This window comes from Virgibacillus sp. 7505 (assembly GCF_002272135.1).
Taxonomy (GTDB): domain Bacteria; phylum Bacillota; class Bacilli; order Bacillales; family Amphibacillaceae; genus Terribacillus.
In genome coordinates, this window is record NZ_NPBF01000004.1 from 259567 (window position 1) to 285060 (window position 25494).

27 protein-coding genes and 1 riboswitch are annotated in these 25494 nt (G+C 44.3%); of the genes, 9 read left to right on the plus strand and 18 right to left on the minus strand.

The window, feature by feature from the left end; all coding sequences use genetic code 11:
• Positions 1–288: 288 nt before the first annotated feature.
• Genes CHH91_RS01210 through CHH91_RS01225 form a run of 4 tightly spaced genes read left to right on the plus strand, consistent with a single transcriptional unit; the run spans position 289 to position 5465 of the window.
• Positions 289–1773: a PTS mannitol transporter subunit IIBC gene (locus CHH91_RS01210; RefSeq protein WP_095221179.1), complete on the plus strand. Its 1485-nt coding sequence runs from the start codon at positions 289–291 to the stop codon at positions 1771–1773.
• Between the two features lie 16 nt (positions 1774–1789).
• Entirely contained in the window at positions 1790–3880 is a 2091-nt protein-coding gene (locus CHH91_RS01215; RefSeq protein ID WP_141234105.1) for a BglG family transcription antiterminator, read from the plus strand.
• Between the two features lie 2 nt (positions 3881–3882).
• Positions 3883–4314, plus strand: coding sequence for a PTS mannitol transporter subunit IIA (locus CHH91_RS01220; RefSeq protein ID WP_095221183.1), 432 nt, complete (start codon positions 3883–3885; stop codon positions 4312–4314).
• Positions 4314–5465: a mannitol-1-phosphate 5-dehydrogenase gene (locus CHH91_RS01225; RefSeq protein WP_095221185.1), complete on the plus strand. Its 1152-nt coding sequence runs from the start codon at positions 4314–4316 to the stop codon at positions 5463–5465. Before CHH91_RS01220 ends, CHH91_RS01225 begins: the two co-directional genes overlap by 1 nt.
• Positions 5466–5699: 234 nt before the next feature.
• On the opposite strand, the gene CHH91_RS01230 is transcribed toward CHH91_RS01225, so the two are convergent.
• The 12 genes from CHH91_RS01230 to CHH91_RS01285 form a co-directional block, all read right to left on the minus strand.
• Positions 5700–6599, minus strand: coding sequence for an NAD(P)/FAD-dependent oxidoreductase (locus CHH91_RS01230; protein ID WP_095221186.1), 900 nt, complete (start codon positions 6597–6599; stop codon positions 5700–5702).
• Between the two features lie 18 nt (positions 6600–6617).
• Entirely contained in the window at positions 6618–7403 is a 786-nt protein-coding gene (locus CHH91_RS01235) for an SDR family oxidoreductase (RefSeq protein WP_095221188.1), read from the minus strand.
• 99 nt (positions 7404–7502) lie between these two features.
• Positions 7503–8024, minus strand: a complete 522-nt coding sequence (locus CHH91_RS01240; RefSeq protein WP_095221190.1) for a YfiT family bacillithiol transferase — start codon at positions 8022–8024, stop codon at positions 7503–7505.
• Between the two features lie 75 nt (positions 8025–8099).
• On the minus strand, positions 8100–9224 hold the full coding sequence (locus CHH91_RS01245; RefSeq protein WP_095221191.1) for an ABC transporter ATP-binding protein: 1125 nt from the start codon (positions 9222–9224) through the stop codon (positions 8100–8102).
• 114 nt (positions 9225–9338) lie between these two features.
• Entirely contained in the window at positions 9339–10289 is a 951-nt protein-coding gene (locus CHH91_RS01250) for an aminopeptidase (protein WP_095221193.1), read from the minus strand.
• Positions 10290–10357: 68 nt separating this feature from the next.
• Positions 10358–11158 (minus strand): zinc transporter ZupT, encoded by an 801-nt coding sequence (zupT, locus tag CHH91_RS01255; protein WP_095221195.1) that lies wholly within the window; start codon positions 11156–11158, stop codon positions 10358–10360.
• A 168-nt stretch (positions 11159–11326) separates the two neighbouring features.
• Positions 11327–12334, minus strand: coding sequence for an ABC transporter substrate-binding protein (locus CHH91_RS01260; protein WP_095221197.1), 1008 nt, complete (start codon positions 12332–12334; stop codon positions 11327–11329).
• A 10-nt stretch (positions 12335–12344) separates the two neighbouring features.
• Positions 12345–13160: an ABC transporter permease gene (locus CHH91_RS01265; protein WP_095221199.1), complete on the minus strand. Its 816-nt coding sequence runs from the start codon at positions 13158–13160 to the stop codon at positions 12345–12347.
• Entirely contained in the window at positions 13147–13923 is a 777-nt protein-coding gene (locus CHH91_RS01270) for an ABC transporter ATP-binding protein (protein WP_095221201.1), read from the minus strand. Before CHH91_RS01270 ends, CHH91_RS01265 begins: the two co-directional genes overlap by 14 nt.
• A gap of 376 nt (positions 13924–14299) precedes the next feature.
• Positions 14300–15022 (minus strand): amino acid ABC transporter ATP-binding protein, encoded by a 723-nt coding sequence (locus tag CHH91_RS01275; RefSeq protein WP_095221202.1) that lies wholly within the window; start codon positions 15020–15022, stop codon positions 14300–14302.
• On the minus strand, positions 14961–15674 hold the full coding sequence (locus CHH91_RS01280; RefSeq protein ID WP_095221204.1) for an amino acid ABC transporter permease: 714 nt from the start codon (positions 15672–15674) through the stop codon (positions 14961–14963). Before CHH91_RS01280 ends, CHH91_RS01275 begins: the two co-directional genes overlap by 62 nt.
• Positions 15675–15754: 80 nt before the next feature.
• Positions 15755–16561, minus strand: a complete 807-nt coding sequence (locus CHH91_RS01285; protein ID WP_095221206.1) for a basic amino acid ABC transporter substrate-binding protein — start codon at positions 16559–16561, stop codon at positions 15755–15757.
• A gap of 212 nt (positions 16562–16773) precedes the next feature.
• Here CHH91_RS01285 and CHH91_RS01290 point away from each other — a divergent pair, with 212 nt between their 5' ends.
• Entirely contained in the window at positions 16774–18018 is a 1245-nt protein-coding gene (locus CHH91_RS01290) for a M20/M25/M40 family metallo-hydrolase (RefSeq protein ID WP_095221208.1), read from the plus strand.
• Between the two features lie 40 nt (positions 18019–18058).
• Here CHH91_RS01290 and CHH91_RS01295 read toward each other — a convergent pair whose 3' ends face one another.
• Positions 18059–18355, minus strand: a complete 297-nt coding sequence (locus CHH91_RS01295; RefSeq protein WP_095221210.1) for a HesB/YadR/YfhF family protein — start codon at positions 18353–18355, stop codon at positions 18059–18061.
• Positions 18356–18540: 185 nt separating this feature from the next.
• On the opposite strand from CHH91_RS01295, the gene CHH91_RS01300 reads away from it, so the two are divergent.
• Together CHH91_RS01300 and CHH91_RS01305 are read left to right on the plus strand one after the other, a co-directional pair.
• Positions 18541–19158, plus strand: a complete 618-nt coding sequence (locus CHH91_RS01300; RefSeq protein ID WP_095221212.1) for a DUF47 domain-containing protein — start codon at positions 18541–18543, stop codon at positions 19156–19158.
• Between the two features lie 10 nt (positions 19159–19168).
• The gene (locus tag CHH91_RS01305) at positions 19169–20167 is read left to right on the plus strand and encodes an inorganic phosphate transporter (protein ID WP_095221214.1); all 999 of its coding nucleotides are present in this window, start codon (positions 19169–19171) and stop codon (positions 20165–20167) included.
• Between the two features lie 42 nt (positions 20168–20209).
• Here the strand turns inward: CHH91_RS01305 and CHH91_RS01310 are convergent, their stop codons facing one another.
• From CHH91_RS01310 to CHH91_RS01325, 4 genes are all read right to left on the minus strand, one after another.
• Positions 20210–20872 (minus strand): methionine ABC transporter permease, encoded by a 663-nt coding sequence (locus CHH91_RS01310; RefSeq protein ID WP_095221215.1) that lies wholly within the window; start codon positions 20870–20872, stop codon positions 20210–20212.
• Complete coding sequence (locus tag CHH91_RS01315) at positions 20869–21882, minus strand: methionine ABC transporter ATP-binding protein (RefSeq protein ID WP_095221217.1); 1014 nt, start codon at positions 21880–21882, stop codon at positions 20869–20871. The genes CHH91_RS01310 and CHH91_RS01315 overlap by 4 nt, the downstream gene beginning before the upstream one ends.
• Positions 21883–21894: 12 nt before the next feature.
• Positions 21895–22704, minus strand: a complete 810-nt coding sequence (locus CHH91_RS01320; RefSeq protein ID WP_095221219.1) for a MetQ/NlpA family ABC transporter substrate-binding protein — start codon at positions 22702–22704, stop codon at positions 21895–21897.
• A 94-nt stretch (positions 22705–22798) separates the two neighbouring features.
• Positions 22799–22907: riboswitch (SAM riboswitch) on the minus strand.
• A 491-nt stretch (positions 22908–23398) separates the two neighbouring features.
• Entirely contained in the window at positions 23399–23725 is a 327-nt protein-coding gene (locus CHH91_RS01325; RefSeq protein WP_038563668.1) for a MerR family transcriptional regulator, read from the minus strand.
• A gap of 197 nt (positions 23726–23922) precedes the next feature.
• Between CHH91_RS01325 and CHH91_RS20415 the strand changes: the two genes are divergently transcribed.
• Complete coding sequence (locus CHH91_RS20415; protein ID WP_176465621.1) at positions 23923–24063, plus strand: hypothetical protein; 141 nt, start codon at positions 23923–23925, stop codon at positions 24061–24063.
• A gap of 34 nt (positions 24064–24097) precedes the next feature.
• On the opposite strand, the gene CHH91_RS01330 is transcribed toward CHH91_RS20415, so the two are convergent.
• The gene (locus CHH91_RS01330) at positions 24098–24910 is read right to left on the minus strand and encodes a glycerophosphodiester phosphodiesterase (RefSeq protein ID WP_176465622.1); all 813 of its coding nucleotides are present in this window, start codon (positions 24908–24910) and stop codon (positions 24098–24100) included.
• A 262-nt stretch (positions 24911–25172) separates the two neighbouring features.
• Between CHH91_RS01330 and CHH91_RS01335 the strand changes: the two genes are divergently transcribed.
• Positions 25173–25424: a GlsB/YeaQ/YmgE family stress response membrane protein gene (locus CHH91_RS01335; protein WP_095221222.1), complete on the plus strand. Its 252-nt coding sequence runs from the start codon at positions 25173–25175 to the stop codon at positions 25422–25424.
• The last annotated feature ends 70 nt before the right edge of the window (positions 25425–25494 follow it).

The window sequence follows — 25494 nt, forward strand, 5'->3', positions numbered from 1 at the left end:
TACCATTAATATCGGATGCAATTATAAAATCTGTATGCTTTTTCATAAACTTTACGTTTCTTTTCCAGGAGAGAAGGTTATCAGTAACAAAAGTGTCAAAATTATATTCGACAGTATAGTCTGCGGCCTTTTACCTAAGCTAAAAACATTGCAAAAGACACAGTTGGCAGGAAGACACGTGACAAAGGTGGTGTTTGTTTCTGTTGTGAAATCGCATACATACCTCGTAAGATAGAAGCAAGCACTACTATATACAATATTTTTTCACATATAAAAGGGGGAAAAAGCATGGCACAGGAAAAAGCCGGTGTCCGCGCTCGTGTTCAAAAGTTTGGCTCATATTTGAGCAGCATGGTTATGCCAAACATCGGTGCATTTATTGCTTGGGGTCTTATTACCGCTTTATTCATTCCGGATGGATACTTTCCAAATGAAACGATCGCTGCGATCGTTAGTCCGTCCATCACGTATTTACTGCCATTATTAATTGGTTTTACTGGAGGACGTCTCGTCCACGATATCCGAGGCGGTGTCGTTGGGGCAATCGTCACCATGGGGGCAATTGTAGGCTCTCCGGATACTCCGATGTTCCTTGGTGCAATGGCAATGGGTCCGCTCGGCGGATATGCCATCAAATTGTTTGACCAGTATATCGGTTCTAAAGTACGTTCCGGTTTCGAAATGCTAGTCAATAACTTTTCTGCCGGTATCATCGGCGGTGCACTTGCTATCGGTGCAATCTATTTTGTAGGTCCGCTCCTTGAAGGTTTGACGAACGTATTGTCAGCTGGTGTTGACTGGCTCGTTGGACTTGGTCTTCTGCCGCTTGTTAACGTCTTGATTGAACCAGCGAAAGTATTGTTCTTGAACAATGCGATCAACCATAGTATTTTTACTCCGCTTGGTCTTGAACAATCAGCAGAAGTCGGTAAATCCATACTATTCCTGCTGGAAGCTAACCCAGGACCAGGACTAGGTATCCTACTTGCTTTTATGGTCTTTGGAAAAGGAAGCGCAAGAGCATCTGCACCAGGTGCAGCAATCATCCATTTCTTCGGGGGGATTCATGAGATCTACTTCCCGTATATCTTGATGAAACCATTCTTGATTGTTGCGGCAATTGGCGGCGGTGTAACAGGTACACTTATCTTCTCTCTAATGGATGTTGGTCTTCGTGCGGCAGCATCACCAGGTAGTGTCATCGCAATCTTCTTGATGGGTAATCCAAGTGACTACCTCGGCCTGGCACTTGGTATTCTCGGTGCAGCTGCAGTATCATTCGCTATCTCTGCTGTCATCATGAAGAGCAGTAAAGCTTCCGAAACGAATATTGAGGAAGCAACTGCGAAATCTAAAGAAATGAAAGGTACAAAACCAGCTGCTGCTGTCGGTATCAACCAAGCTGGCGGTGCTGCAGATGAAGCTGCAGAAACACTTGATACAAAAGTACAGCACGATGAAACGAGCAGTAATTCATTCGACTACAGCAATGTAAACAAAATTACATTCGCTTGTGATGCAGGCATGGGATCAAGTGCAATGGGTGCTTCCCTTCTGCGTAAGAAGATGAAGGATGCTGGATTGACTGAAATCAAGGTCGATAATGCAGCCATCTCCAATATCCAGGATGATGCTGATATCGTCATCACACAGAAGAATCTGACAGACCGCGCCCGCAACAAACGTCCTGACGCTGAGCATATCTCAGTGGAAAACTTCTTGAACAGTCCGAGATACGCAGAACTGATCGAGAACCTTAAAAAGCATCAATAAGCAAGGAGTGATTGATTTGGAATTGGTTAGCAGCAGAGAAAGAAGAATAATCCTGCAATTGCTGCGTTCCAGAAACCAATTCATCTCCATTCGAGAGCTGGCAGAGCTATTACATGTCAGCTCTCGAACTATTCACCGGGAATTGAAGCAAGTGGAACGTACACTTGCCGAAAATAAGCTGTCCCTGCTGCGCGTTACCGGATCCGGTATCCGGATTGAAGGAGAAAGGGAACAGATGGAAGCATTGCAAGAGCAGCTGCGTGATGCGGTCGAGGTAGATACGACCCAGGAAGAGCGGCTGCTTCATTTGCTTTATCTACTAGTTGAGGCTGCCGAACCTGTTAAAGTAGCTTATTTGGCAAATGAAGTGCAATTATCGAAAACGGCTTTATCCATGTATTTGGATGCATTGGAGGCAAGGTTAGCCGATTATTCGCTGTCCATCATAAGGCGTCGAGGTGTTGGAGTTGAGCTGGATGGAGAAGAGAACGAAAAAAGGAAGGTACTCGTCCAGCTCATGATGGAACAGCTGGATCAAGCATCCATCTATACTTTTACAAATGATCACGAAGAACAGAATTTGCATCAGTTCCTTCAAAACATCATAAAGGATCAGCGTATGACAATGGTCGAAAAATACGTAATGGATCATTTGACCAAACTGTCGTATTCCATTGCAGACAATGCCTACGTTGCATTGATCACCTATATCAGTATTACGATCAAAAGAATACAGCAGGCCAATAGCGTTACACTATCTCCCCCGCTGCTCGAATCTTTACAAAAAACGGAAGAATATACGATTGCCGCGGCCCTCAGCAGGGAATTGGAAGATACCTTCTCTGTAACGTTTTCAGCTTCTGAGATTGGTTATATTGCCGTACAGATCCAAGGTGCGAAGCGGAACGAAACGACACATCGCTCTGATCCGCTGTTTGAGTTGCAAGTACAAGCTTTCATCCAATTGGTTGCTGCTTCGATACAGCTGCCACAGTTGGAAAAGGACGAAACTTTTACTGATGGACTGCTCGCTCATATCGAACCGGCTATCAGCCGAGCGAGGGAAGGTATTCAAACGTACAATCCGCTCACAGAGAAGATTGAACAAGATTATCAAAAAGTTGTAGCCGCAGTTCGAGATGCTCTTGAAACGGTGTTTCCAACTTTTCGTTTCGGACAAGGAGAAGTTGCCTTCCTGGCACTGCATTTCGCTTCCGCAAGGGAAAGGCAGCGCAGCAGACAACGATTGCATGCCTTAGTCGTTTGCGCAAGCGGGATTGGCACTTCCAAGATGCTTGCCAGCAGGCTGCAGAATGAGTTTCCCGAAATCACCCAGGTGTCGCTGTCATCTTTTCTAGAGTTGAAGGATATGGAGTTGGAAAGCTTTGATTTGCTTATTTCAACAATCAGCCTTGACCAATTCCACCGCCAATACTTGCTTGTCAATCCACTCCTGCCTGGACCGGATGTCAAACGAGTAGATGCATTCATCCAACAGGAACTTCCGACTATTTATAAGAAAAGAAAACATATAGCACCCGCTAAAGCGTCACCCGCAACATATCCGACAGTTTCAGCTTTCGATTCAAAATTAGAGGAATTGAAGACATTGACAGCGGCTACTCGAACTGTATGGAATAACTTTTTGATCGATGAGACATATCAATCGCAGATAGATTTGTTCTCCTATATCGATCAGCGTGCAGCGGATCATGCTGTCATCAAGAAAGAAGGAACGCTTGCAACCCTTCTCCGACAACGTGATGAGCTCGGCGGAATGGGTATCCCTGATACAAGAATGGCTTTGTATCATAGCCGCAGTACAGAAATCGAGCAGCCCGCATTTTGGATGATGGCGCTATCCTCCCCTATTATGATCAAGGGGATGGACAACAAAGTGATGGAGGCTGATCGCCTTTTCATCCTTGCTGCACCGGACAATTTGCCTGCGAGCTGTTACGAGCTGTTCAGTAAGATCAGTATCCTTATTTTAGAAGAGCATATTCAGCACATGATTCGCTCTGCGGATCATGTTGCACTCAGCAAGGAATTGGCGCAGCTGCTCACTGCCCACATCCAACAATTCACAGATCACTTAGGAGGGTAATCATGGAAGTATTACAAGAAGCAAATATTTTGATGAACACGACATTGGACAATCAGGAAGATGCTATCCGGAAAGCCGGCCAAATTCTTGTGGATAATGGCTATGTTAATGAAACGTATGTGGATAAAATGATCGAACGAGAAGCATTGACATCTACTTATATGGGTAATTTCGTAGCTATTCCGCATGGTACAGAAGATGCAAAAGGCGAAGTTATCGCTTCCGGTATCTCTATCATCCAGGCACCAGAAGGCGTTACATTCGATGGCAATGAAGTGAAGCTCGTTTTCGGTATTGCTGGTAAAAACAATGAACATTTGGATATCCTTTCGCAAATTGCTATCGTTTGCTCCGAGGAGGAAAACATTGAAAAGCTTGTGAATGCAACAAGCAAACAGGAGATCATTGACATGTTCTCTGAGGTGGATGCGTAATGAAGAGCGTACACATTGGTGCCGGCAATATCGGCAGAGGCTTTATCGGCGCCCTTCTCTCTCATGCGGATGTACATGTTACTTTTGCTGATGTGAACAGTGACATCATCTCCGCTTTGAAGGAAAAGCAGCAATATGAAGTCGTCTATGCACAGGAAGAAGCACATTCCGAAACCATAACCGGTGTTACTGGTTTAAATAGCGCCACAGAAGAAGAAGCTGTCATCAAAGCAATTGCAGAAGCTGATCTTATTACGACCGCAGTCGGCCCATCCATCCTGCCTCATGTTGCACCTGTAATCGCCAAAGGACTCGTCAAACGGGCAAAACAGCCCAAACCGGTCCATGTCATTGCATGCGAGAATATGATCCGAGGATCAAGCCAGCTGCGTGAGTTTGTCATTTCTCACATCGATGAACAGGATATGGAAAATGTAGAAAGCTATACAGCATTCTGCGATGCTGCTGTTGATCGGATTGTTCCGATTCAGGAGCAGCAGGATTTGCTGACAGTCCAAGTGGAACCTTATTTCGAATGGGTTGTGGAGAAGAAGAACTGGCAGGGCGAACTACCCGCAATAGATGCTATCACTTTTGTTGATAATCTGGAGCCTTATATTGAAAGAAAGCTTCTGACAGTTAATACGGGTCATGCTGCCATTGCCTATGCTGGCTACGCAAAAGGCTACGACACAATCATTGACGCTATTAAAGATGAAGAGATCCTTACTTTAGCTAAGCAGGCACTGCAAGAAACAAGCTCTCTATTACAAGAAAAGTGGGGCTTCGAGGAAGATGACCTGTCCCACTATATCGCAAAAATCCTTCAGCGTTACCAAAACCCATACATTTCAGATATGGTGACACGCGTGGGACGCGGACCGATCCGTAAGCTTGGACCTAAGGATAGATTGGTCTACCCAGCACAAGCATTGCTGGAGCAAGGCAAATCGGCTGATGCGCTGCTTACGACAATCGCCTTTGCATTGGAATTCGATCCAGAAGGCGATGATGAAGCGAAAGAGTTGCAGGAACGCATCAAGTCGGAAGGGGCAGCTTCCGCTTTATCGCATATTAGCGGACAGCCTAAAGACAGCGAGCTAGTAAAGCAAGCTATCGAAAAATATGAACAACAAAAAGACAGAGCGTAAAGCCTGACCAAAAAAAGAGGATCAATCCGTTCCATTTCGAACGGACTGATCCTCTTTTTTTATGTTATATCTTTCATTAACTTTATGATACGTCACCTGCAAGACCTCTGCATACTACCGTCGTTAGCCTATCTCCGCAAGGAATCGTTGAACTGTAATGTTATGTTCATTAGATATTGCTGTAGGCATAGATGCAGATGCAAATACAAATCCTATTCCCTTAAGTTGGTCTTTTCATTTTGTCTTCAATAAACGCTTTTGCATCCAGATAGCTGCCTGCATGCCATCCCCCATCGCGATACTGACCTGCTCAGAATGAACCGTAATATCTCCGGCTGCCCAGACTCCTTCTACGCTTGTTTCCTTTGTACGGGGATTGTTTTCGATATGCTTATTCTTATGAAGTTCCACACCTAATGATTCTGCCAGCTCGCTGTTCACTTTGTTCTTACCAAAAGCAACGAAAGCTTTCTCCGCCCATAGCTTCTCGCCATTCACTAGGAAGCCTTCCAATTTATCCTCGTCGTCTAATACGACTTCTTGGATCGGCTGGTCATAGTATTCGATCGAATGCTTTTTCAATTTCTCGAAAGTTTCCTCTGACACCGGCTCCTGCTCATGATTAACAAAGACTATATCATCCGACCAGTAATGAAGCATGATGGCTAAATGTGCTCCTGCTTCTCCTGAACCAGCAACAACTGTCCGCTTGCCGCTTATTTCATAGCCATCACAATCAGGACACACATACACATCCGTACCAAGCAGCGGATACAGCTCCTTGATTGGTATACGGTCTGTTATTCCTGTCGAGAACAACAGAAGTTTTGCATCATGCTTATTTCCGTCTGCTGTTTTGACTGTGAAGCCTTCCTTCCATTTCTCCACTTCCACTGCTTCCTGCTGTTCAATACTAATACAGCCATACGAATCAATCTGTTTCCTGCCCAGCTCCAGCAAATGATTTCCTGATACCCCATCTGGCCACCCAATTAAATTATGGTAGCTTTTGCACCAATGTGATCTTCCGTCATTACGCTTATCCAGAACAAGTACATCACGCTTGTATCTGCCGAACTGTATAGCAGCTTGAATACCTGCGATTCCGCCGCCAATAATAATTACATCATACATTAACTTGCCTCCTAAAATTTATAGCAATGTTTCTGCACCGTCCGCATAAAGGACACTTCCTGACATATGCCCGGAAGCATCGGATGCGAGAAAGCAGACAATTGATGCTACATCTTCCGGCTTACCAGGCTCCCCTTTTAAAGGATGCTGACCTTTGGGAAAGATTTTGGGTATTTCCACTTCTGCCAGATGCTCCTCGTCTTTGTTCGTCCGTTTTTCAATATTCGTTTCGATTCCACCTGGGCAAATGACATTCACCCGAATACGATAAGCCGATAACTCCAATGCAGCCATTTTACCGAAAGCAGTTTCTGCAGCTTTTGAAGCACTGTACGCACTCATGCCAAAACCAGAAAATGTACGATTTCCATTTATCGAACTTGTAATGATGATACTCCCGCCATTGCTTTTCATGTAAGGAATGGCGAATTTCACTGTCAGAAAAGTACCTTTCGCATTCGTTCCTAGGGTCTTATCCCAATCCTCCTCAGGCAAATGTTCAATCGGAGAAAGCGTGCCATTGATGCCCGCATTAGCGAAGACGATATCCAGCTGTCCGAACTTATCCAGCACTTGCTTGTACGCCTCCTGCAGCTGACTGCTATCTGCTACGTCGACTTTGGCTGCTATCGCCGCTCCTCCAGCTGATTCGATTTCTGCTGCTGTCTTCTCTACAGCAGAAGCGTCCATATCAAACAACCCTACCCGGACACCCTTTTCAGCTAGCATGGCTGCAGCTGCCTTTCCGATACCAGATCCCGCTCCAGTCACAACCGCCACCTTACCATTCAATGATGCATCCATTCCGTCATCCACTCCTTCATCTATTTACTAGTTATTTCCTTACTAATCCTGAAGTAAAACCCGATCCATCAAAAAAGAGTATCCGTATAGGATACTCCATTAGTATTCGTTTTCGTTTTTCAGCGCCAAGCGAATATGAGCCAAATGATGTTTGCCATGCCAAGCATAGATGCCGATATTTTCTTTCAAGCTCACCTCACCTGATTCCGGATGCCGGAATGTCCGAGCAAGCTGTTCGGCAGTAAGTGATTGCAGCAGAATAACCCACTTTTGATGGATGGAAGCAAGCAGATTTAAAGCAGCTTGAGCTGGCATGTCATAGTCTGGCAGCTTGGCCCATTCTGCTTCTTCGTATGATTTAATGATTGGATTTTCTTCCGTCAATGCCAATTTGAAACGGATGAAGGAGTTAAGATGGCTGTCAGCTAAATGATGTACAAGCTGCTGGATAGTCCAGCCACCTTCCCGATATGTATGCTGGAGATCTGACTCTGACAGCCCCCTCACTAATGATGTGACCTGCTCTGGCAGCTGGTTTATTTCTTCTATCCACCGCTTCACTTGCTCCTCGGCTATAGGTCCTTCCTGTCGAAACTGACCAATTGGATATTTCCTGTCCATCGAACCCCTCCTTCACTTCATTTTTGATAATTTTACCATAGAAAAAAGCCTGCACCCATTGGGCACAGGCTTTTTTCAAGATACTTGTGAAGCTGCGTTTGCTTCTGTAATCCGGGCTTCTGTTTCTTTATCGAAGAAATGTACTTGATCCATATCGAACAATAGTGTCCGCTTATCCTTATTCCTAATATCCGAACGGGCGTCAACACGAGCAACAAATTCCTGTCCAGCCATATCCGCATAAAGGAAGCTTTCAGCACCCATCAATTCGACTACATCGATTGTCGCTTCCACTTCATGCGCATGCGCCAGGCTTTCTTCATAATCTGCATCGTGGATATGCTCCGGTCTGATACCCATTACAACCTCGCCGCTGCCATAGCCTGCCTCTTGCAGCATTTTACGTTTTGCTGGCGGAAGCTGGAAAGTAACATTACCAAGTTTCGCTTTGCCATCCTGGATGGTCACGTTGAGGAAGTTCATAGATGGAGAGCCGATGAAGCCGCCTACGAACATATTATTTGGATTATCATACACATCCTTCGGTGCACCTACCTGCTGGATGATACCGTCTTTCATGACAACAAGGCGGCTTGCCATCGTCATCGCTTCCGTCTGGTCATGCGTTACATAAATTGTAGTCGTCTGCAAGCGCTGGTGAAGCTTTTGGATTTCCGCACGCATCTGCACACGCAGCTTTGCATCCAAGTTGGAAAGCGGCTCATCCATGAGGAATACTTTCGCATCACGGACAATCGCACGTCCTAGTGCAACCCGCTGACGCTGACCGCCGGAAAGGGCTTTTGGCTTCCGATTTAAGTAATCTGTCAATCCAAGAATCCGGCTTGCTTCCTGCACTCGTTTGTCGATTTCGTCCTTTTTGAATTTACGCAGCTTCAGACCGAATGCCATATTATTGTATACGTTCATATGCGGATATAGCGCATAGTTTTGGAATACCATTGCAATGTCCCGATCCTTTGGAGGGATATCGTTCATTCGTTCTCCGTCCATATAGAAGTCACCGCCTGAAATTTCCTCCAGACCAGCAATCATACGTAAAGTCGTTGATTTCCCGCAGCCGGAGGGACCAACGAAAACGATGAATTCTTTGTCATCTATCTCTAAGTTGAAATCTTCAACTGCCGTAACGTTCTTATCATAGACTTTCTGGATATTCTTCAACTGTATTTTAGCCATGTAAGCGCCTCCTTTTGTATACCTTTACTTTACCTTGTTTCGGAGTTTATTTCCATTTGTCACTTGCACAAAATGTAAGCGCTTTTATTGTGCGATATGCTAAGAAGCGCAGCTTTAGCTACGCTTCATCTCTCCTTCTTCCAAGAGCACTGTATCGTCCAAATAGATTGTCGGAGCTTTTACAACGCAATCGATGTGGACACCCGCAGCCACCATGCCTCCGAAGGTGTTGTTGCTGCCAAAAGCGATATGAATCGTTCCATATACTTTTTCATCCTCCAGGACATTTCCAGTGATTCTGGCTTTGTCATTCGTACCAACACCGAATTCAGCTACATTGCGTCCATCACCGCTCCCAAGCATTTGCAGCAGCATTTCTCCTTGCCGGCCAGTAGCTTCTGTCAAACGCCCTTCTTCTATTGTAAGGAGAATCGGTTCCTCCATTTTGCCTAAACCCGATATCGAGCCATCGATCCAAATACGTCCTGAAGCTGTACCTTCCAATGGTGCGATATATGCTTCACCAGAAGGCAGGTTTCCGGATTGCCCCTTTTCCCGATAAATACCTGTACTTGGTACGCCGCTGCGGCCTTGGATGGAGAAGCTTAGTTCTTCGCCGTCTTTTTGGATTGTTACTCGTTTCGATTGACCCAATTTTTCCGTTACTTCAAATGTCATTCTTTCAACTGTATCGTAATCTGCACTTATTGCGCCTTCCAAAAACATATCATATGTAATTCCAGGCATCGTCGCAACGCGAACTCCAGCAGCCACAGCTTCTTTTTTGGCTTGTGTATGCGTCAGGGAATGCTCTGTAATACAAACCGCAACATCACAATGCTTCATTGCTTCTGCCACGCTGCTCGGCGGTTCCTGACCAGACTTCTCCCTGTCTTGCATAACAAGCAGCAGTGTTTCCGATCCAATTGATCTGCCAGCTGCATAGAGTGCTTCCGCAAGCTCTTTCTTACTGTCATCTGTCACAATAAGCAGTGTTTCTTCTTTTTTCAGCGCTAAACTACTGCTTAATACATTCCGGCTATTCTCCACTAATTTGCTTCCCATTGGATATCCCTCCTGTTTCTTCCTATTATACACAAAGAAACCGCCTGCTTAAGCAGACGGTCCTCCATTCAAATGAATAGAAGCAAACTAAGAGCCATCACCATCATACCGCTGATCAGTCCGTAAATAGAGGTATGACCTTCATCGTATTTCTTAGCGGCTGGCAAGAGACCGTCAAGTGAGATAAAGACCATGATGCCTGCTACAGCAGCAAAGATAACTCCGAACATGATATCGTTTAAAAATGGCATCAAAACTAGAAAAGCAAGAATCGCACCTACTGGTTCGGATAAACCGGATAAGAACGAAAGACGAAAAGCTTTTTTCTTATTTCCCGTTGCAAAGTACACTGGCACCGCAACAGCGATACCCTCTGGTATGTTATGGATCGCAATGGCTACGGCTATTGCTATACCCAGAGAAGGATCCTGCAAGGCAGACGTAAAGGTGGCAATACCTTCTGGAAAGTTGTGGATAGCAATAGCTAATGCAGTAAAAGTACCCATTTTGAGCAAGGCTTGATTCTGAGCTGGATTATCCATCTCTTCCAGCTTCTTGCCTTCATGCGGGTTGGATTGTTTTGGTATCACTTTATCAATTAGTGCAATAAGAAGCATACCGCCAAAAAATCCACCTACAGTTGCCCAGTTACCAGCCTGGATACCCATGGCACCTGTCAAGGAATCCTTTGCCTTGACGAAGATTTCCACCATTGAAACATATATCATTACCCCAGCAGAAAAACCTAGGCTAAGTGATAAGAACTTTGTATTTGTGGTAGAAGTAAAAAACGCCATTAAACTTCCTATACCTGTTGCAAGGCCTGCCATTAAAGTTAACCCTAAAGCTAGTAATACATTTCCGTCCATTTATTGCCCTCCTCATTTTTAACAATATATTTTCTCTTATCATGCACTATAACAATAAAGTTTCCCACTGGCAACTTTTAAACAGCAGAAACCTATCTTCCCTTACTATATGTGCATCACCCGCCTATGTTTCCAAGAAAAAGGCCGGCAATGATCGCCAGCCTCTCCTTATTCCAATGCCTCAACAAACTCCATATTTACCAGCTCTTCGTATTTATAATCTCCCTTATATACACCCGTCTTCGTCACGACATCCATCGTCTTATCTGTTGCTTCTTCCGTTATATAGCCGTCCTTGCTCCATAGCTCATCCGCATACGCACGATCCAATGATGCTTGCAAACTCGCTTCCTCCGTTGTCGGGAACTCCTTCTTTAATACCCGCATCGCCAGCTCTTCATCCTCATCTACTGCTTTCAAAGCTTTTGTAATAGCAGTCACGAATTTCTGGACAGTTTCGGGATCTTCGTCAATGGTAGACTGCTTTACACTGATGACACTATACGGATAATCTCCCAAACTAGGAAATCCGTAAAAAGGTTCCTTCCATACCCCTTTTTCAATACCATCGTATATTTGCGGTTCAGCTCCATTGGCAATATCCGCCTGGCCGTTTTCCACTAATGATACGACTGCACTTGCGTCGGCAGGCTCCTCAAGTAAAACGTCTTTGCCTGGCTCCATACCGAGCTCCATGATCAAATAACGTGTCAGCAGGTTCGGACTGCCGCCATAACGCCCAGCAGCGATTGTTTTTCCTTCCAGGTAAGCTGCCAACTCTTCCTCTGATGCTCCTGGAGGAGGTGTGTCTCCGCCCGCCATCAAGTAGACATTCGCTCGATTAACCACGTTGACAACAGATACGATTGGGTCATTTGAGTCGATATTGGCAAGGGCATTCGAATCCGGACCGGCGATATTACCCCAGGCATCTCCGCTTACAACGGTTGTCACATGTGCTCCGCCAGTTGCGGTTACTACTTCTACATCCAGTCCTTCATCCTCAAAATACCCTTCATGGATTGCTGCATACAGCGGCAGATAGCCAGTCAAGTGCACTGGTTCTGCAATAGTGATTTTCTTCAGCTTCTCTTCCTCACCGCCACCTGTACATCCTGCCAGGATACCAAGCAAAACTGCCAAACAAATCACACCAAACAACCGTGCTTTACTCATTGGACACCTCCTATTGTTTCGGCTCTTGACCGCGAAGCAATAACTTTTCCAAGCTGACTGTCCCTGCGTACATGAGCAAAGACAATAGTGACAATACGACAACTCCAACCCAAACAAGGTCGATATCTAAAATCTGTCCTGCATAAAGGATCATCCTGCCAATCCCTTGACGGGAACTGATGAATTCTCCGACGATGGTTCCTGCAAGCGCTAATGCGATATTGATTCGCAGACTGCTGACAATCCAAGGCATCGTTGTCGGGACAACTACTTTTGTAAAGACATGTCTGCGTTTCGCTCCTAAAGAATAAAGCAGCTTTTCCAGGTCTCTATCAATTGCTTTAATGCCGCTATGAGCAGCCAGTGCAGTTACGATAACTGTCATCAAGAATGCGAGCATCACTTTGGAAAAGAATCCGATGCCGAAAAGAATAACAATGACCGGCCCAAGCGCAAGCTTTGGAATGGCATTAAATGCAATTAAATAGGGCTCTGATATTCTTGAATAGTAAGCAGACCACCAAAAAGACAGACCGACCAGGGAGCCAATTACGGTTCCTGATGCAAAACCAGCAAGTGTGGCAAGCGATGTATAGACCAAGTCATCCCAAAGCGTGCCTTCCAAAAATGCGACTTTGGCAGTTTCATAAATTGTACTTGGACTGCTCCAATAATAAGGATCCATCACTTCGTATCGTGTCAGGACCTCCCACAGCACAATCATCAGAATCCCAAGACCAATCTGACCGCCGAATACTATACGCTTCATACGCTGCAGACGTTTTTTCTCATCCTCGATGTAGCGTTTCTTTTCAGGTTGTGCCATTGTCTTTCGGTTCCTCTCTAAGCAAATCCAGCAATGTTTGCTTTAATGATATGAAATTGTCCGACAGCAATGTCTCTTCCCCGCGCGGCCGTTCCAATTCCACATGAATTTTCGCTTTAAGCTTGCCGGGACGATGGGACAGGACATAAATATCATCTGATAAGAAAATTGCTTCATCTATATCATGGGTGATGAATAAAATAGTTTTCTGAAAATCCTCCCAAATGCGGAGCAGCCATCCTTGCATCTGCAGTCTCGTCTGTGCATCAAGCGCCCCGAACGGCTCATCAAGCAGGATCACATCCTGGTCATACAGCAGCGTCCGCAATAATGCTGCCCGCTGTCGCATACCGCCTGATAACTCTGGCGGATAATTATTTTCAAAGCCTTGCAAACCATATCTCTCTAGTAATGGCTGAGCCCGCTTCCTGGCCTCCCTCTTCGAAACACCCTTGACTTCCAAACCGAGAATCACATTATCCAAGATTGTCCGCCATGGCAGCAGCAGATCCTTTTGAAGCATATATCCGACATAACCACTCTTGCCGACAATATCCTGCCCATCCAATAAGATTTTTCCAGTGGTGGGTTTAATAAGCCCGGCAATCATATTAAAGAGTGTCGACTTGCCGCAGCCACTGGGGCCAATAATACTGACAAATCGTCCAGCAGGTATTTGCATTGTAGTCTCCTGCAATGCAACAACTTCCTGTCCGTCGCGTCTGAATATCTTGCTAGCATCTACGACTTTTAATTTATACATTGCGCCACTCCTGTCATTTCTATAGACCCATCATACGCAGGAGCGTGCTAAATGATTACAAATTAATAGCATGTCCAGCACAATTTTCCTTATTTCCGCAAAAAGCACAAAAAAACAGCCTGCACAGTCGGATATGCCACGCAACATATCACCTGTACAAGCTGTAAGACAAGCCGAACAATGCATTCTGCTTGCAAATGAGAGGGATTAACCGAGAACATGACGAATGTTGCCTATAGGTTACAGTTCGTTTGTTACCCGAAAATCTTACCCTTACTTTAGCATAGGGAATATAGGATAACAGCAAACTTGTAAGAAAATATGACGCCCTTTTTACAAAGAAACAGCCAGTGCAAAAATGCACTGGCTGTACTTGTCATAAAACTTTACTCAAGAAAGCTTTTGTCCGTTCTTCCTTCGGATTATTGAAAATTTCCTCCGGTTTCGCTTCCTCTACGATATAACCGCCATCCATGAACAGCACCCGATCACCTACTTCGCGCGCAAAGCCCATTTCATGCGTTACAACTATCATGGTCATGCCTTCATTCGCAAGCTGCTTCATAACTTCGAGCACCTCACCGACCATCTCTGGATCAAGTGCAGATGTTGGTTCATCGAACAGCATCACCTTCGGTTCCATGCATAAAGCACGAGCAATTGCGACACGCTGTTTCTGTCCGCCTGAAAGCGATTCGGGATATACGCCTGCTTTGTCCTCCAGACCAACTTTACGAAGCAGTGCAAGAGCCTTTTCTTCCGCATCTTTCTTTTTCCATTTGCGGACAACCATCGGAGAAAGCATGATGTTCTCCAGTACTGTCTTATGAGGGAACAGATTGAACTGCTGGAATACCATGCCGACATCTGTACGCACTTTATTAATGTTTACTTTTCTCTGGGAGATATCTGTTCCTTCTATATAAACATGACCACCCGTAATATCCTCGATCCGGTTGAGGCACCGAATGAAAGTGGACTTGCCGGAACCTGAAGGGCCGATAACGACGACCACTTCCTTTTCCTCTATTTCGACGTTAATGTCCCGCAGCACCTCGAGATCGCCGAACGACTTTTTTAGGTTTTTTACGCTGATCATCTGTCGCATACTTCCTTTCTAAAAAGCTCTGTACATATGATAATACTAAACAAACGACGAAATATAAAACGGCAACAGCCAAATACGGCTCCCAAATTCGGGAAGTCGCGCCTACCGCTACTCTGCCCCAGTAAAACAGTTCCGGTGCAGCAATGACGGCTCCAAGTGAGGAATCCTTCACCAACACAATAAATTCATTACCAAGCGGCGGAATCATCCGTTTGAATGCCTGCGGCAGCACGACATGCCGCAGTACTTGCGCATGGTTCATACCGAGACTGTATGCAGCCTCCCGCTGCCCCTTATCGATTGAGTTGATACCAGCACGGAAGATTTCTGCAATATAAGCTGCAGAATTCAAAGCCAAAGCAACGATCAATGATATAAGCGGCTCCGGCGGCTTAATGAAAATCGGCATCACCGCAAAGTGGATCAAAAAGATCTGCACTAACAGCGGGGTGCCTCTGAAAATATTCACATACCAAATGAACGGCAGCCTGAGGATCGGATTGTTCAAGCTTTTTCCCATTCCGATCACTAATCCGATTAAAGCCCCAATGAGGAACCCTATCAAAGACGCCAGGATTGTATAACCTAATCCTCTCATGAAGAAAGGCAAATATTCACTAATAATTTCCCATCTAAAATCCATTTCTCTCACCTCAGTATAGCTGATAAATCAACACATAAATATAGCGTAACGGTAATTATCGTTACGCTATATGATTCTTCTTATGGCTGTGCGCTTTCCAGACCTTCAATATCTGGTGTACCTTCGAACCATTCCTGATAAATCTCTTCATACGTTCCGTTTTCCATGATCGTGTGAATAGCTTCATCTATTTGTTCTTTATATTCACTGTCCTTCGGAAGCAGCATACCGTAGTATTCCTGTTCAAAGTTCTCATCGTCTTCAACTAAAGTAAGATTGGCATCAGGATTATTTTTCACATAATGCTGAGCTACAGCGATATCGGTAACAACAGCCTCTACATCACCGTTTTGCAAAGCCATCATAGTTGCTGCAGATGAATCGTACTTAGAAAGATCACTGCTGTTCTCTCCAACAAGTTTCTGTGCAGCTTCATCACCAGTCGTACCGTTCTGTACGCCGATCTTCATCCCTTGCAGATCTTCGGCTGATTGAATATCTGTTCCTTCTGGTACAGCGATAACTTGCGTTGCCTCGAAGTAAGGTGCTGAGAAGTCATACGTTTCTTTTCTTTCATCCGTTATTGTGATACCAGCCATTCCAGCTTGCAGCGTTTCATCCTCTACTCCGACAAGCATCGGATCCCAGCCAGTGTTTTCGTATTCATAATCGAGACCTGCTTCTTTCATGACAGCATCTAGCAAATCTGCATCAAATCCAACAATTTTATCACCTTCCATGGATTCGAAAGGAGCGAAGGTCGCTTCTGTTCCGATAGTGAGTTTCTCTTCACCAGAACCACTTGATTCGTTATTGGATATACACGCACTTAAGAATAAAACACTAAAAAGTCCCGCTGCTGCCATGAGCTTCTTTACTGATTTCATAGTTGATCTCCCTTTTCTATCTATATTTTAAACTTGCAATAAAATCTATAATTATTCATTTCCGGTGCATTTATTTTACATAACATCCTATGCCTTGTAAATATAAAAATAGAACAAATCATTACTTTTCGACTATTTACGCGGTTTAAATTGTCAGTATATTGAGATTTTATGTTACAGTACACGTATACCATAGGAAAGCAGGGGAATATATGACATCAACCAGCAAAGTATTCGCAAAGGAGTTTGAGCAGCTTTTAGATCTTCAGCAAGTACGTGACGCCCTCTATTTTCTCAAGCAGGATAATGAACAGACGACAAAGGATCAAATAGAAGTGACAGAAGTGGAAGCACCTCCCTTCAAAGAGGAAGGCCGCGCAGCCTTCTTCAAAGAGAAACTGGAAGATTTTGGCTTGGAGGACTTGAAAACAGATGACGAAGGAAATGTATATGGCATACGAAAAGGCAGCGGTAAAGGACCTACGGTTGTCATCGCAGCCCATTTGGACACCGTCTTCCCTGCTGGAACAAATGTGAAAGCAAAAATTGAAAATGGAATCGTCTATGCTCCCGGAATCGGGGATGATGGACGCGGCTTGGCAGTTTTACTGACTTTACTGCGTACTTTGGAAGAAAATAAGATTGAAACGGAAGGAGATATCGTTTTCCTTGCTGATGTCGGAGAAGAAGGTCTGGGAGACTTGCGCGGAATGAAAGCATATTTCCGGGATAATACATATGTGGATGGCTTCATTTCTGTGGAACCAGGTTCACCTGGCGACTTAATTTATTGCGGTGTCGGCAGCAAACGCTACAATGTAACCTTCAAAGGAAAAGGCGGACACAGCTTTGGGGACTTTGGTACTTCAAGTGCCATTCATGCAGCTGGACGCGCTATCGCTGCGTTAGCAGATCTGACCGTTCCAAATGATCCGAAGACAACATACAACGTCGGCACGATTCATGGTGGTACATCCATCAACACCATCGCACAACACGCAGGATTCCAGCTGGATTTACGTTCTGTATCCAGCGACGCTCTTGCAGAGTTGGAAGCCAACGCACTAGCTATCATTGAAGAAGCGGCACAGGCAGAAGGCGAAGCACGAAAGCAGCCGGGCAGCATCTCCGTTACGACAGAGCTTGTAGGAGACAGACCTGCTGGCAGCCAGCCAGAAGATGCACCGATTCGTCACATTGCACTACAGGCGGCTGAAGTTCTTGGTATTGAAGTAGAACGGGAGGAACCGCTTAGTACCGATGCAAATGTTCCTATCAGCCTGGGTATTCCAGCCCTAACACTAGGCGGCGGCGGTAACAGCGGCGGACACCATACACTGGAGGAGTTCTTCGATCCGACGGATGCCTTCTATGGGCCGCAGCGAATTCTGCTTGCCCTGCTTGGAATGGTAGGCATTAAGGATGCGACCGCTCCAATGCTTCCTATCCGAAACTAAAAAATGAGCAAGAGCCGCTACCGGCTCTTGCTCATTTTTTTCAATTATGCGGAGGATATTCATATTGGATATCATCCCATTTACGAGAATACTTAACGCTCAAGTCTACCCCTTCAAAATACCATGCATCTGAACGTTCGACGAAGAATGTTATACCCTGTACTTCCTCACTTGTAATTGGATCATTTGGCTGTTCCGCGGAAATACCAAGTGAAAATCCTTCTTTAATGCCGCCCATCCCGCCATAGCGAACATAAAACCGCACAGCACTGCCAGGTTCAAGGTCCATTTCTTGAACAAACCAGTTTGATGCGGGCTTTGTAATGGAGATCTGCATAATTTCACCCCTTCTATACAACTATAACAAATAGTGACAAAGTGTACCTCATTCGACAAAAATCAAACGAAAACATTGATAATTATTAATAAAAAGTTTACAATCTCTAGAGGATAGTTTACAAAAAATTATCATTATATGTTCCCAGGAACAACCCTATTCAAACACCATTCGGAGGTTTTGTAATGTTCAAGAAGAAACAAGACAAATTCTCTTTGCTTTTAGCTGATATAGCAAAGAATATTGATGAGACTGCTGACTTTTTTGTTACGTATAAAGTGAAAGATGCAGCAACTTTATCCGAGTTTTCCAATAAATTGAAGGAATACGAGACAAAGGGTGATCAGCTTGTACATACGATCATCAAGGAATTGAATCATGCCTTCATTACACCAATCGAACGCGAAGATATCCTTCAGCTGACGAACAGCCTGGATGACGTACTTGATGGAATAGAAGAATTTTCTGGAATGATGGACACTTATGGTATCTATTCTTCTGATAGCTTCATCGACCAGTTTACAGAAGAAATCCGTTCTTGTGCAAAGGAAATCTTGATTACAATCGATTTGCTTTCACACAACAAACTGAAAGAAATACAAGAACATGCAATCAAAATCAAGGAGCACGAGCAAAACTGCGACACGATCTTCCGTAAATCCTTGAAACAGCTCTTCCAGAACGAAAAAGATCCAATCAAGGTGATTCAGTACAAAGAGTTGTACTACATCCTTGAAGAAATCGCCGACAGCTGTCAGTCTGTTGCGAACAATCTTGAAACAATCATCATGAAGAATTCGTGAGGCGTAAACAATGGATGTTTTATTAGTACTAACCATCTTAACCGTCATTTTCGCCCTTGCCTTTGACTTCATCAATGGTTTTCATGATACGGCTAATGCTATTGCAACATCTGTATCAACTAAAGCATTGAAACCAAGACACGCTATCATTTTGGCAGCAGTCATGAACTTTGTTGGAGCCATGACTTTTACTGGAGTGGCAAAGACAATTACAAGCGATATTGCTAATCCGAATGACATCGTCAACGGATCTGTCGTTATCCTAGCTGCACTGATTGCAGGTATTGCATGGAACTTAATTACGTGGTACTACGGTATCCCGAGCAGTTCTTCCCATGCCATCATCGGTTCTCTTGCAGGAGCAGTTATAGCATCAAGTGGATTTGCAATTCTCAATGTAGAGGGATTTTTGAAGATCCTGCAAGCGTTGATCATTTCCCCGATTTTGGCTTTTGTTGTAGGTTTTATTCTATATAACATCATCAAGCTGATCTTCCGGGAAAAGAACTTGCCGAAAACTAACAAGAATTTCCGTCGCGTACAGATCTTGACTGCAGCGCTGCAATCATTTACCCATGGTACAAACGATGCCCAAAAAGCAATGGGGATCATCACAATGGCATTGATCACAGCAGGCCTGCACACAACATCTGATATTCCATTTTGGGTACAAGTTGCCTGTGCGACTGCAATGGGACTTGGTACTTCAGTAGGTGGATGGAAAATCATCAAAACTGTCGGCGGTAAAATCATGAAGATTCGTCCAGTGAACGGTGTTGCAGCTGATTTGACTGGAGCGTTCATTATTTTTGGTGCCACATATATTCACTTACCGGTAAGTACGACACATGTTATTTCCTCCTCTATCATGGGGGTTGGTGCAGCTCACCGACGCAAAGGTGTTAACTGGGGTACTGCCAAGCGCATGGTCATCACGTGGTTCATTACCTTACCGATCACTGCTACCCTAGGTGGCTTGATCTATTACATCTTAAATATTTTCTTCTAATATATAGTAAAGCACGCTTGGAATTAACCAAGCGTGCTTTTCTTAGTCTTTTCGCAATCGTCTTGCCAACACATTCCCGAATGTCTGCATTGCTTGTACAAGTATGATCAGGATGATGATAACGACATACATAACGACAGGCTCGAAGCGCAAATGCCCATATTGATATGCCAAATCTCCAAGGCCGCCAGCACCGACTAAACCAGCCATTGCTGTGGCTCCGATCAATCCGATTGTTGCGATTGTTAAACCTAGAATCATCGTAGAACGTGCTTCCCTGATGATTACACTCCAGATTATTTTACTAGTCGATATCCCCATCGATTCATATGCCTCGATAACACCTTTATTCACTTCCAGTAGCGCAGACTCCATTAAACGCGCAATATAAGGAGCTGTATAGACAACAAGCGGAAGGATAACGCCTTCTACGCCAATTGTGGTTCCGACTAAAGCTCTTGTCAGAGGTAAAAGCAGGAATAAAAGGATGATAAAGGGAATGGATCTGATTACGTTTATAATCGTATTCACGATTGAATAAAATACTCGATTCTCTGCTTGGCCGCCTTTTCTTGTCATGACCAGCAAAATACCCAGCGGCAGTCCGATCACGATTGAAATAGCTAGCGAAATACCAGTCATCAGCAGCGTTTGCCAAAACGCCTCGGTGATGTCTGCACCCCATTCTGTCCAGAACTCAATCATGACGCCACCTCCTCAACCGTTACTTGCTGCGACTCCAAGTAAGAAATTGCCTTCTCCACTTCTGCTGGATCTCCTTGCAAATGGATAAGCAATTTACCAACGGAGCTGGCTTTCAGCTGATCAATTCCCCCTGCCAGTATACTTGGAACAACATCAAATTTCTTTGTGATGGCCGCAAGGAATGGCTCATTGGAAGCTTCCCCGATAAACGTCAGTGAAACGAGACGCCCTGTAGCAGAAAGTCCTTTTTTCACGCTCTCCGGTACTTGGAAATTCGCATCATCAAAGACAAATTTCCGGGTCTGCGGATGTTTCGGTTTAGTAAAGACATCGATAACAGCCCCTTCTTCCACCAGCTCTCCATGGTGCATAACACCGACACGATCACAAATACGCTGGATGACATCCAGCTCGTGTGTAATCAGGAAGATGGTGATGCCAAGCTCCTTATTCACTCGGAGCAGCAGTTCAAGGATGGAAGACGTCGTATTCGGATCCAAAGCACTTGTGGCCTCATCACTTAGCAGCACTTCCGGCTCTTGAGCAAGTGCTCGTGCGATAGCCACTCGCTGCTTCTGACCACCAGATAATTGAGCCGGATATACATTCTTCTTTTCTTCCAGACCTACAATTTTCAGATACTTATCAACGCGTTCCTTGATTTCATACTTCGGCACCTTACTCAGCTTGAGTGGTCTAGCGACGTTTTCGTATACTGTTGCAGTCGTCAGCAGATTAAAATGCTGGAAAATCATACCGATTTTCCCTCTTGCTTTACGAAGCTGCCACTTCTTAAGCTTCGTGAGGTCTACACCGTCGATGAATACTTCGCCCTCAGTTGGACGCTCCAGTAAATTGGCACAGCGGATCAGGGTACTTTTCCCTGCTCCGCTGAATCCGATGACGCCATAGATTTCACCTTTATTGATATTCAAGGAGACGTTTTTCAGCGCCTCCACTTTTTTCTTGCCAGTGGTAAAGGTCTTCGATACATTTTTTAGTTCAATCATACTGCTTCCCCCTTACCAGCTTGGAACAACGGATCCTTGGAATTCATCTTCCACAAACTGTTTTACTTCATCAGATTGGTAGATTTCTTGAAGCTTCTTGACGACCTCATCTTCCGTGTTCGCTGATCTTACAACAAAATAGTTGGACCAAGGATTGTTTTCTGATTCCTCTGCAAAGATTGCATCATCATTGATATTCAAGTCAGCACCCATCGCAAAGTTCGTGTTGATTGCCGCTGCTGCTACTTCTGGAAGCTGGGCTGGAAGCTGGGAAGCATCCAATTCAACGATTTCCAGGTTCAGTGGATTTTCTACGACATCTTTTGCCGTGGCAGAGTTTTCTGCTTCCGGATCAACTTTCAATACTCCTGCTGCCTCAAAGAGCTTCAACGCACGATATTCGTTGGCTGGATCATTCGGTACAGCGATCTTGTCGCCTTCCTTCAATTCGGAAATATCCGAAATCTTATCTGTATAAATACCCATTGGGAACGTCAGCGTCTTAAATACCTCTTTCAATTCATAACCTTGGTTCTTTACTTGGTCTTCTAGGAAAGGAAGTGTCTGATAGCTGTTCGCATCAAGGCTTCCATCATCCAACGCACTGTTTGGTGTGTTGTAATCATTGAATGTTTTGATTTCGACATCGATACCTTCATCTGCTGCTAATTCTTTTACTTTTTCCATTACTTGCTCATGCGGTCCGCCGCTGACACCGACCAATATTTTGTCATTTGCCAGTGCAGCAGATTTGTCATTGCCACATGCCGCTAAGAATAATGCTAATAATCCGATAAGTCCAAAGCTTAAGATTTTTTTCATGTTGCTCTCCCCTTTTTCTTCGCTGTTATCAACTACAATAAAAAAAGCGCCTCTCTAGATTAAGAGAGGCGCATGGTATCCGTATGCACTCATTCTCTTATCTCTCAGTACAGCTGTTCGCCGTCTGCAGGAATTAGCACCTAGATCATCGATCTGGTTGCCGGGCTTCATAGGACCTGTTCCTCCGCCGCTCTTGATAAGAATTTCATTATACATTTGTTGTTGATCTGTTTGTTACTTTACCTTCCAAACTAGTTATTGTCAATATAATTTTAAAATTTATAGAAAAATCAATCTGATTTTTTGTATTATGATTGCTGGAGAGTATGCAGGCATTCAACCCAGTCTAATAATACGAGAATATGACTGCATATCTTTAAAACAAACGATTGATCAAGCTGCAATTGCCGACAGAAGTCTTCATTTATTCTTTGTGAATCACTTTGATAATGCTGTCTGCTAAGTGATTTATGACGAATTCGGCAGATTACCTTTTAGTTGTATATACGTTTTGAATACTTTACTTCACGTATCCTATTTTTCATTAAAATCATTTAAACTGGCTAGATAACAGCATGTCAGAAAGTTATCCAGTGATTTATAGAGTAAACTTTTTTGACAAAATAAAAAGCCGGATGATAACCATCCGGCTCTCCTGTGTACTAGGCCTCCCAACACATACGTACACACACACTTACTCTCTCTGTATACCAAAGCGGGCGTTGATCTGTCCACGCAGCATTTGCTGGCGGCTTTCTCGTTCCGCTTCTTTTCTCTTGTCTCTCAGCATCTGCTGACGAATTTCGAAGGTTTGCACACCCTCTTCCCTTTTGTTGGCGATCTCGATCAATTGCTCTACATCCGAAAAAGAGTACTTGCGATTTCCCTTCGCTGAACGTTCAGGAAAAATGAGCTTGCGTTCCTCGTAATAACGAATTTTGCGTTCAGTCAGACCAGTCAGCTCGCTCACAATACCTATTGTGATTACTTTCCTGTTCTTGTAAGAAGGCTCGTTACTCATCTGTTCACCTCATCACCATGTGCTGTTACTCCACATTATACCGTATTTATCCATTCATCCTAGTGTTGTGTGAGGAAACCTGACAAACAACAAAATAGTTCGTCAGCATCGTTAACATGTTTGATGCAAAATTATTCGGCTATAAGTATACTGAGTGTAACAGTAAAAAGGGAACATCAGAAAGGAGCGTCAAGCACGTGGCACATGATCAGGAAGCCCTTGATTTAGCCAAACAAATCGTAGAACTCGACCTGAAGCGTGACGAGTGCTGGGAGGACCTTGCTGCACTTGCAGGAGACAGAGCATTCGAACTGCTTCGACTCGTTCAGAATAGATAATATAAAAAAGGAGACCTGTAAAAGGTCTCCTTTTTTATTTCACATAATTCGGGTAGTCTGTAATGATTCCGTCAACACCAGCTCGGATTAAAGGCTGGACTTCACCAGGTGCCCGTACTGTCCATGGCATAATTCGCATTCCACGTGTATGGATTCTGCCAACTAATGTATCATCCTGTGTGACGTTTGTAAAATGTGTATTTACATAGTTTGCATACGTAGATATTTTATCAAGTTTACGATTTGTGAGGTCAGCACTTCTTGACGTCAATACACCAAGCGGTACATGCGGCAACAGCTGGGAAAGATACGCAATTGATCCAAAATTGAAGGATTGCAGAATCACTTCCTCATAAAGAACATTAGCCAAATCATTTTTTTCCAGCAGCTCAGCTGCCGCTTCCTCTATACCATCATAAAGCTCTGGCGATTTTAATTCGATCAGGAACTTTGTTTTTCCTTTATACTTTCTTATTACATCCTCTAACAACGGGATTCGCTGACCTTCATACACCGAATCATATCCAGCACCTACGTCATAAGACTGTAAGGCGGCAAACGTAAGGTCCTTCACGTACACGGCCTCTTCAGGGGCATCGACAGCTGTGCGATTTATAGATGTATCATGAATGACAACAAGCTGACCATCCTTGGACATTTGTACATCCAGTTCGATGAAATCGGCTTGCATCTCTACAGCCAGATCAAAAGCAGCGATTGTATTTTCAGGTGCAAATCCGGAAGCGCCGCGATGAGCGATGACAGGCAGGATTCCAATTTGCATGTACTGACTATCAAGCGACCTTGTAGTTACGGACTCATACGATGGATTAATCTGATTCATCATTCGGATCATCTCCCTGTAGTTATCTGGATTGTAATCTTTGTTCTATGCAGAGTACATGAATTTGACGGTGATCTTGGTTATCTTCTTGACTTTAATATAGCTACTTTTTATTAAGCAGATGTTGAGCTGCTGTGTAGAATGATGCAGCTTATCTTAAGAACGTGTAAACATGCCACAAAGCTTAAATGTTTGTAATCTTGTAAGATGGGGAATGCTATTATCACAACACATTAAATCACATCATTGTTTGGAGGTAGGTATTATGAGTTTCATCTTATATCTAATTGTTGGTGGTATTATCGGCTGGCTGGCAGGCTTGATCCTTGGACGTGACGTTCCAGGTGGTATCATTGGTAATATCATTGCAGGTATTATCGGGGCATGGCTTGGCGGACTTATCTTCGGAGACTTCGGTCCTGACCTCGCAGGTATAGCAATCATCCCTGCTTTGATCGGTGCCATTATCTTCGTCTTTGTAATTAGCCTAATTCTACGCAAAATGCGCAGAAAGTAATAGAACAAAAAAGGACTTGCAGGCAATATTGCCTGCAAGTCCTTTTTTTGTGCCGGGATTGTATGAGCTT

Excerpts from the sequence above, each read along its gene's own strand:
- CHH91_RS01280 (WP_095221204.1), bottom strand. The coding sequence starts at position 15,674 with ATGGATTTTAGATGGGAAATTATTAGTGAATATTTGCCTTTCTTCATG.
- CHH91_RS01260 (WP_095221197.1), bottom strand. The coding sequence starts at position 12,334 with ATGAGTAAAGCACGGTTGTTTGGTGTGATTTGTTTGGCAGTTTTGCTT.
- CHH91_RS01310 (WP_095221215.1), bottom strand. The coding sequence starts at position 20,872 with ATGATTGAGTTCTGGACAGAATGGGGTGCAGACATCACCGAGGCGTTT.
- CHH91_RS01325 (WP_038563668.1), bottom strand. The coding sequence starts at position 23,725 with ATGAGTAACGAGCCTTCTTACAAGAACAGGAAAGTAATCACAATAGGT.
- CHH91_RS01315 (WP_095221217.1), bottom strand. The coding sequence starts at position 21,882 with ATGATTGAACTAAAAAATGTATCGAAGACCTTTACCACTGGCAAGAAA.
- CHH91_RS01240 (WP_095221190.1), bottom strand. The coding sequence starts at position 8,024 with ATGGACAGGAAATATCCAATTGGTCAGTTTCGACAGGAAGGACCTATA.
- CHH91_RS01320 (WP_095221219.1), bottom strand. The coding sequence starts at position 22,704 with ATGAAAAAAATCTTAAGCTTTGGACTTATCGGATTATTAGCATTATTC.
- CHH91_RS01225 (WP_095221185.1), top strand. The coding sequence starts at position 4,314 with ATGAAGAGCGTACACATTGGTGCCGGCAATATCGGCAGAGGCTTTATC.
- CHH91_RS01220 (WP_095221183.1), top strand. The coding sequence starts at position 3,883 with ATGGAAGTATTACAAGAAGCAAATATTTTGATGAACACGACATTGGAC.
- CHH91_RS01245 (WP_095221191.1), bottom strand. The coding sequence starts at position 9,224 with ATGGCTAAAATACAGTTGAAGAATATCCAGAAAGTCTATGATAAGAAC.
- CHH91_RS01250 (WP_095221193.1), bottom strand. The coding sequence starts at position 10,289 with ATGGGAAGCAAATTAGTGGAGAATAGCCGGAATGTATTAAGCAGTAGT.
- zupT (WP_095221195.1), bottom strand. The coding sequence starts at position 11,158 with ATGGACGGAAATGTATTACTAGCTTTAGGGTTAACTTTAATGGCAGGC.
- CHH91_RS01295 (WP_095221210.1), bottom strand. The coding sequence starts at position 18,355 with ATGCAGATCTCCATTACAAAGCCCGCATCAAACTGGTTTGTTCAAGAA.
- CHH91_RS01290 (WP_095221208.1), top strand. The coding sequence starts at position 16,774 with ATGACATCAACCAGCAAAGTATTCGCAAAGGAGTTTGAGCAGCTTTTA.
- CHH91_RS01270 (WP_095221201.1), bottom strand. The coding sequence starts at position 13,923 with ATGTATAAATTAAAAGTCGTAGATGCTAGCAAGATATTCAGACGCGAC.
- CHH91_RS01210 (WP_095221179.1), top strand. The coding sequence starts at position 289 with ATGGCACAGGAAAAAGCCGGTGTCCGCGCTCGTGTTCAAAAGTTTGGC.
- CHH91_RS01235 (WP_095221188.1), bottom strand. The coding sequence starts at position 7,403 with ATGGATGCATCATTGAATGGTAAGGTGGCGGTTGTGACTGGAGCGGGA.
- CHH91_RS01305 (WP_095221214.1), top strand. The coding sequence starts at position 19,169 with ATGGATGTTTTATTAGTACTAACCATCTTAACCGTCATTTTCGCCCTT.
- CHH91_RS01275 (WP_095221202.1), bottom strand. The coding sequence starts at position 15,022 with ATGATCAGCGTAAAAAACCTAAAAAAGTCGTTCGGCGATCTCGAGGTG.
- CHH91_RS01230 (WP_095221186.1), bottom strand. The coding sequence starts at position 6,599 with ATGTATGATGTAATTATTATTGGCGGCGGAATCGCAGGTATTCAAGCT.
- CHH91_RS01330 (WP_176465622.1), bottom strand. The coding sequence starts at position 24,910 with ATGATGAATCAGATTAATCCATCGTATGAGTCCGTAACTACAAGGTCG.
- CHH91_RS01265 (WP_095221199.1), bottom strand. The coding sequence starts at position 13,160 with ATGGCACAACCTGAAAAGAAACGCTACATCGAGGATGAGAAAAAACGT.
- CHH91_RS01300 (WP_095221212.1), top strand. The coding sequence starts at position 18,541 with ATGTTCAAGAAGAAACAAGACAAATTCTCTTTGCTTTTAGCTGATATA.
- CHH91_RS01335 (WP_095221222.1), top strand. The coding sequence starts at position 25,173 with ATGAGTTTCATCTTATATCTAATTGTTGGTGGTATTATCGGCTGGCTG.
- CHH91_RS01285 (WP_095221206.1), bottom strand. The coding sequence starts at position 16,561 with ATGAAATCAGTAAAGAAGCTCATGGCAGCAGCGGGACTTTTTAGTGTT.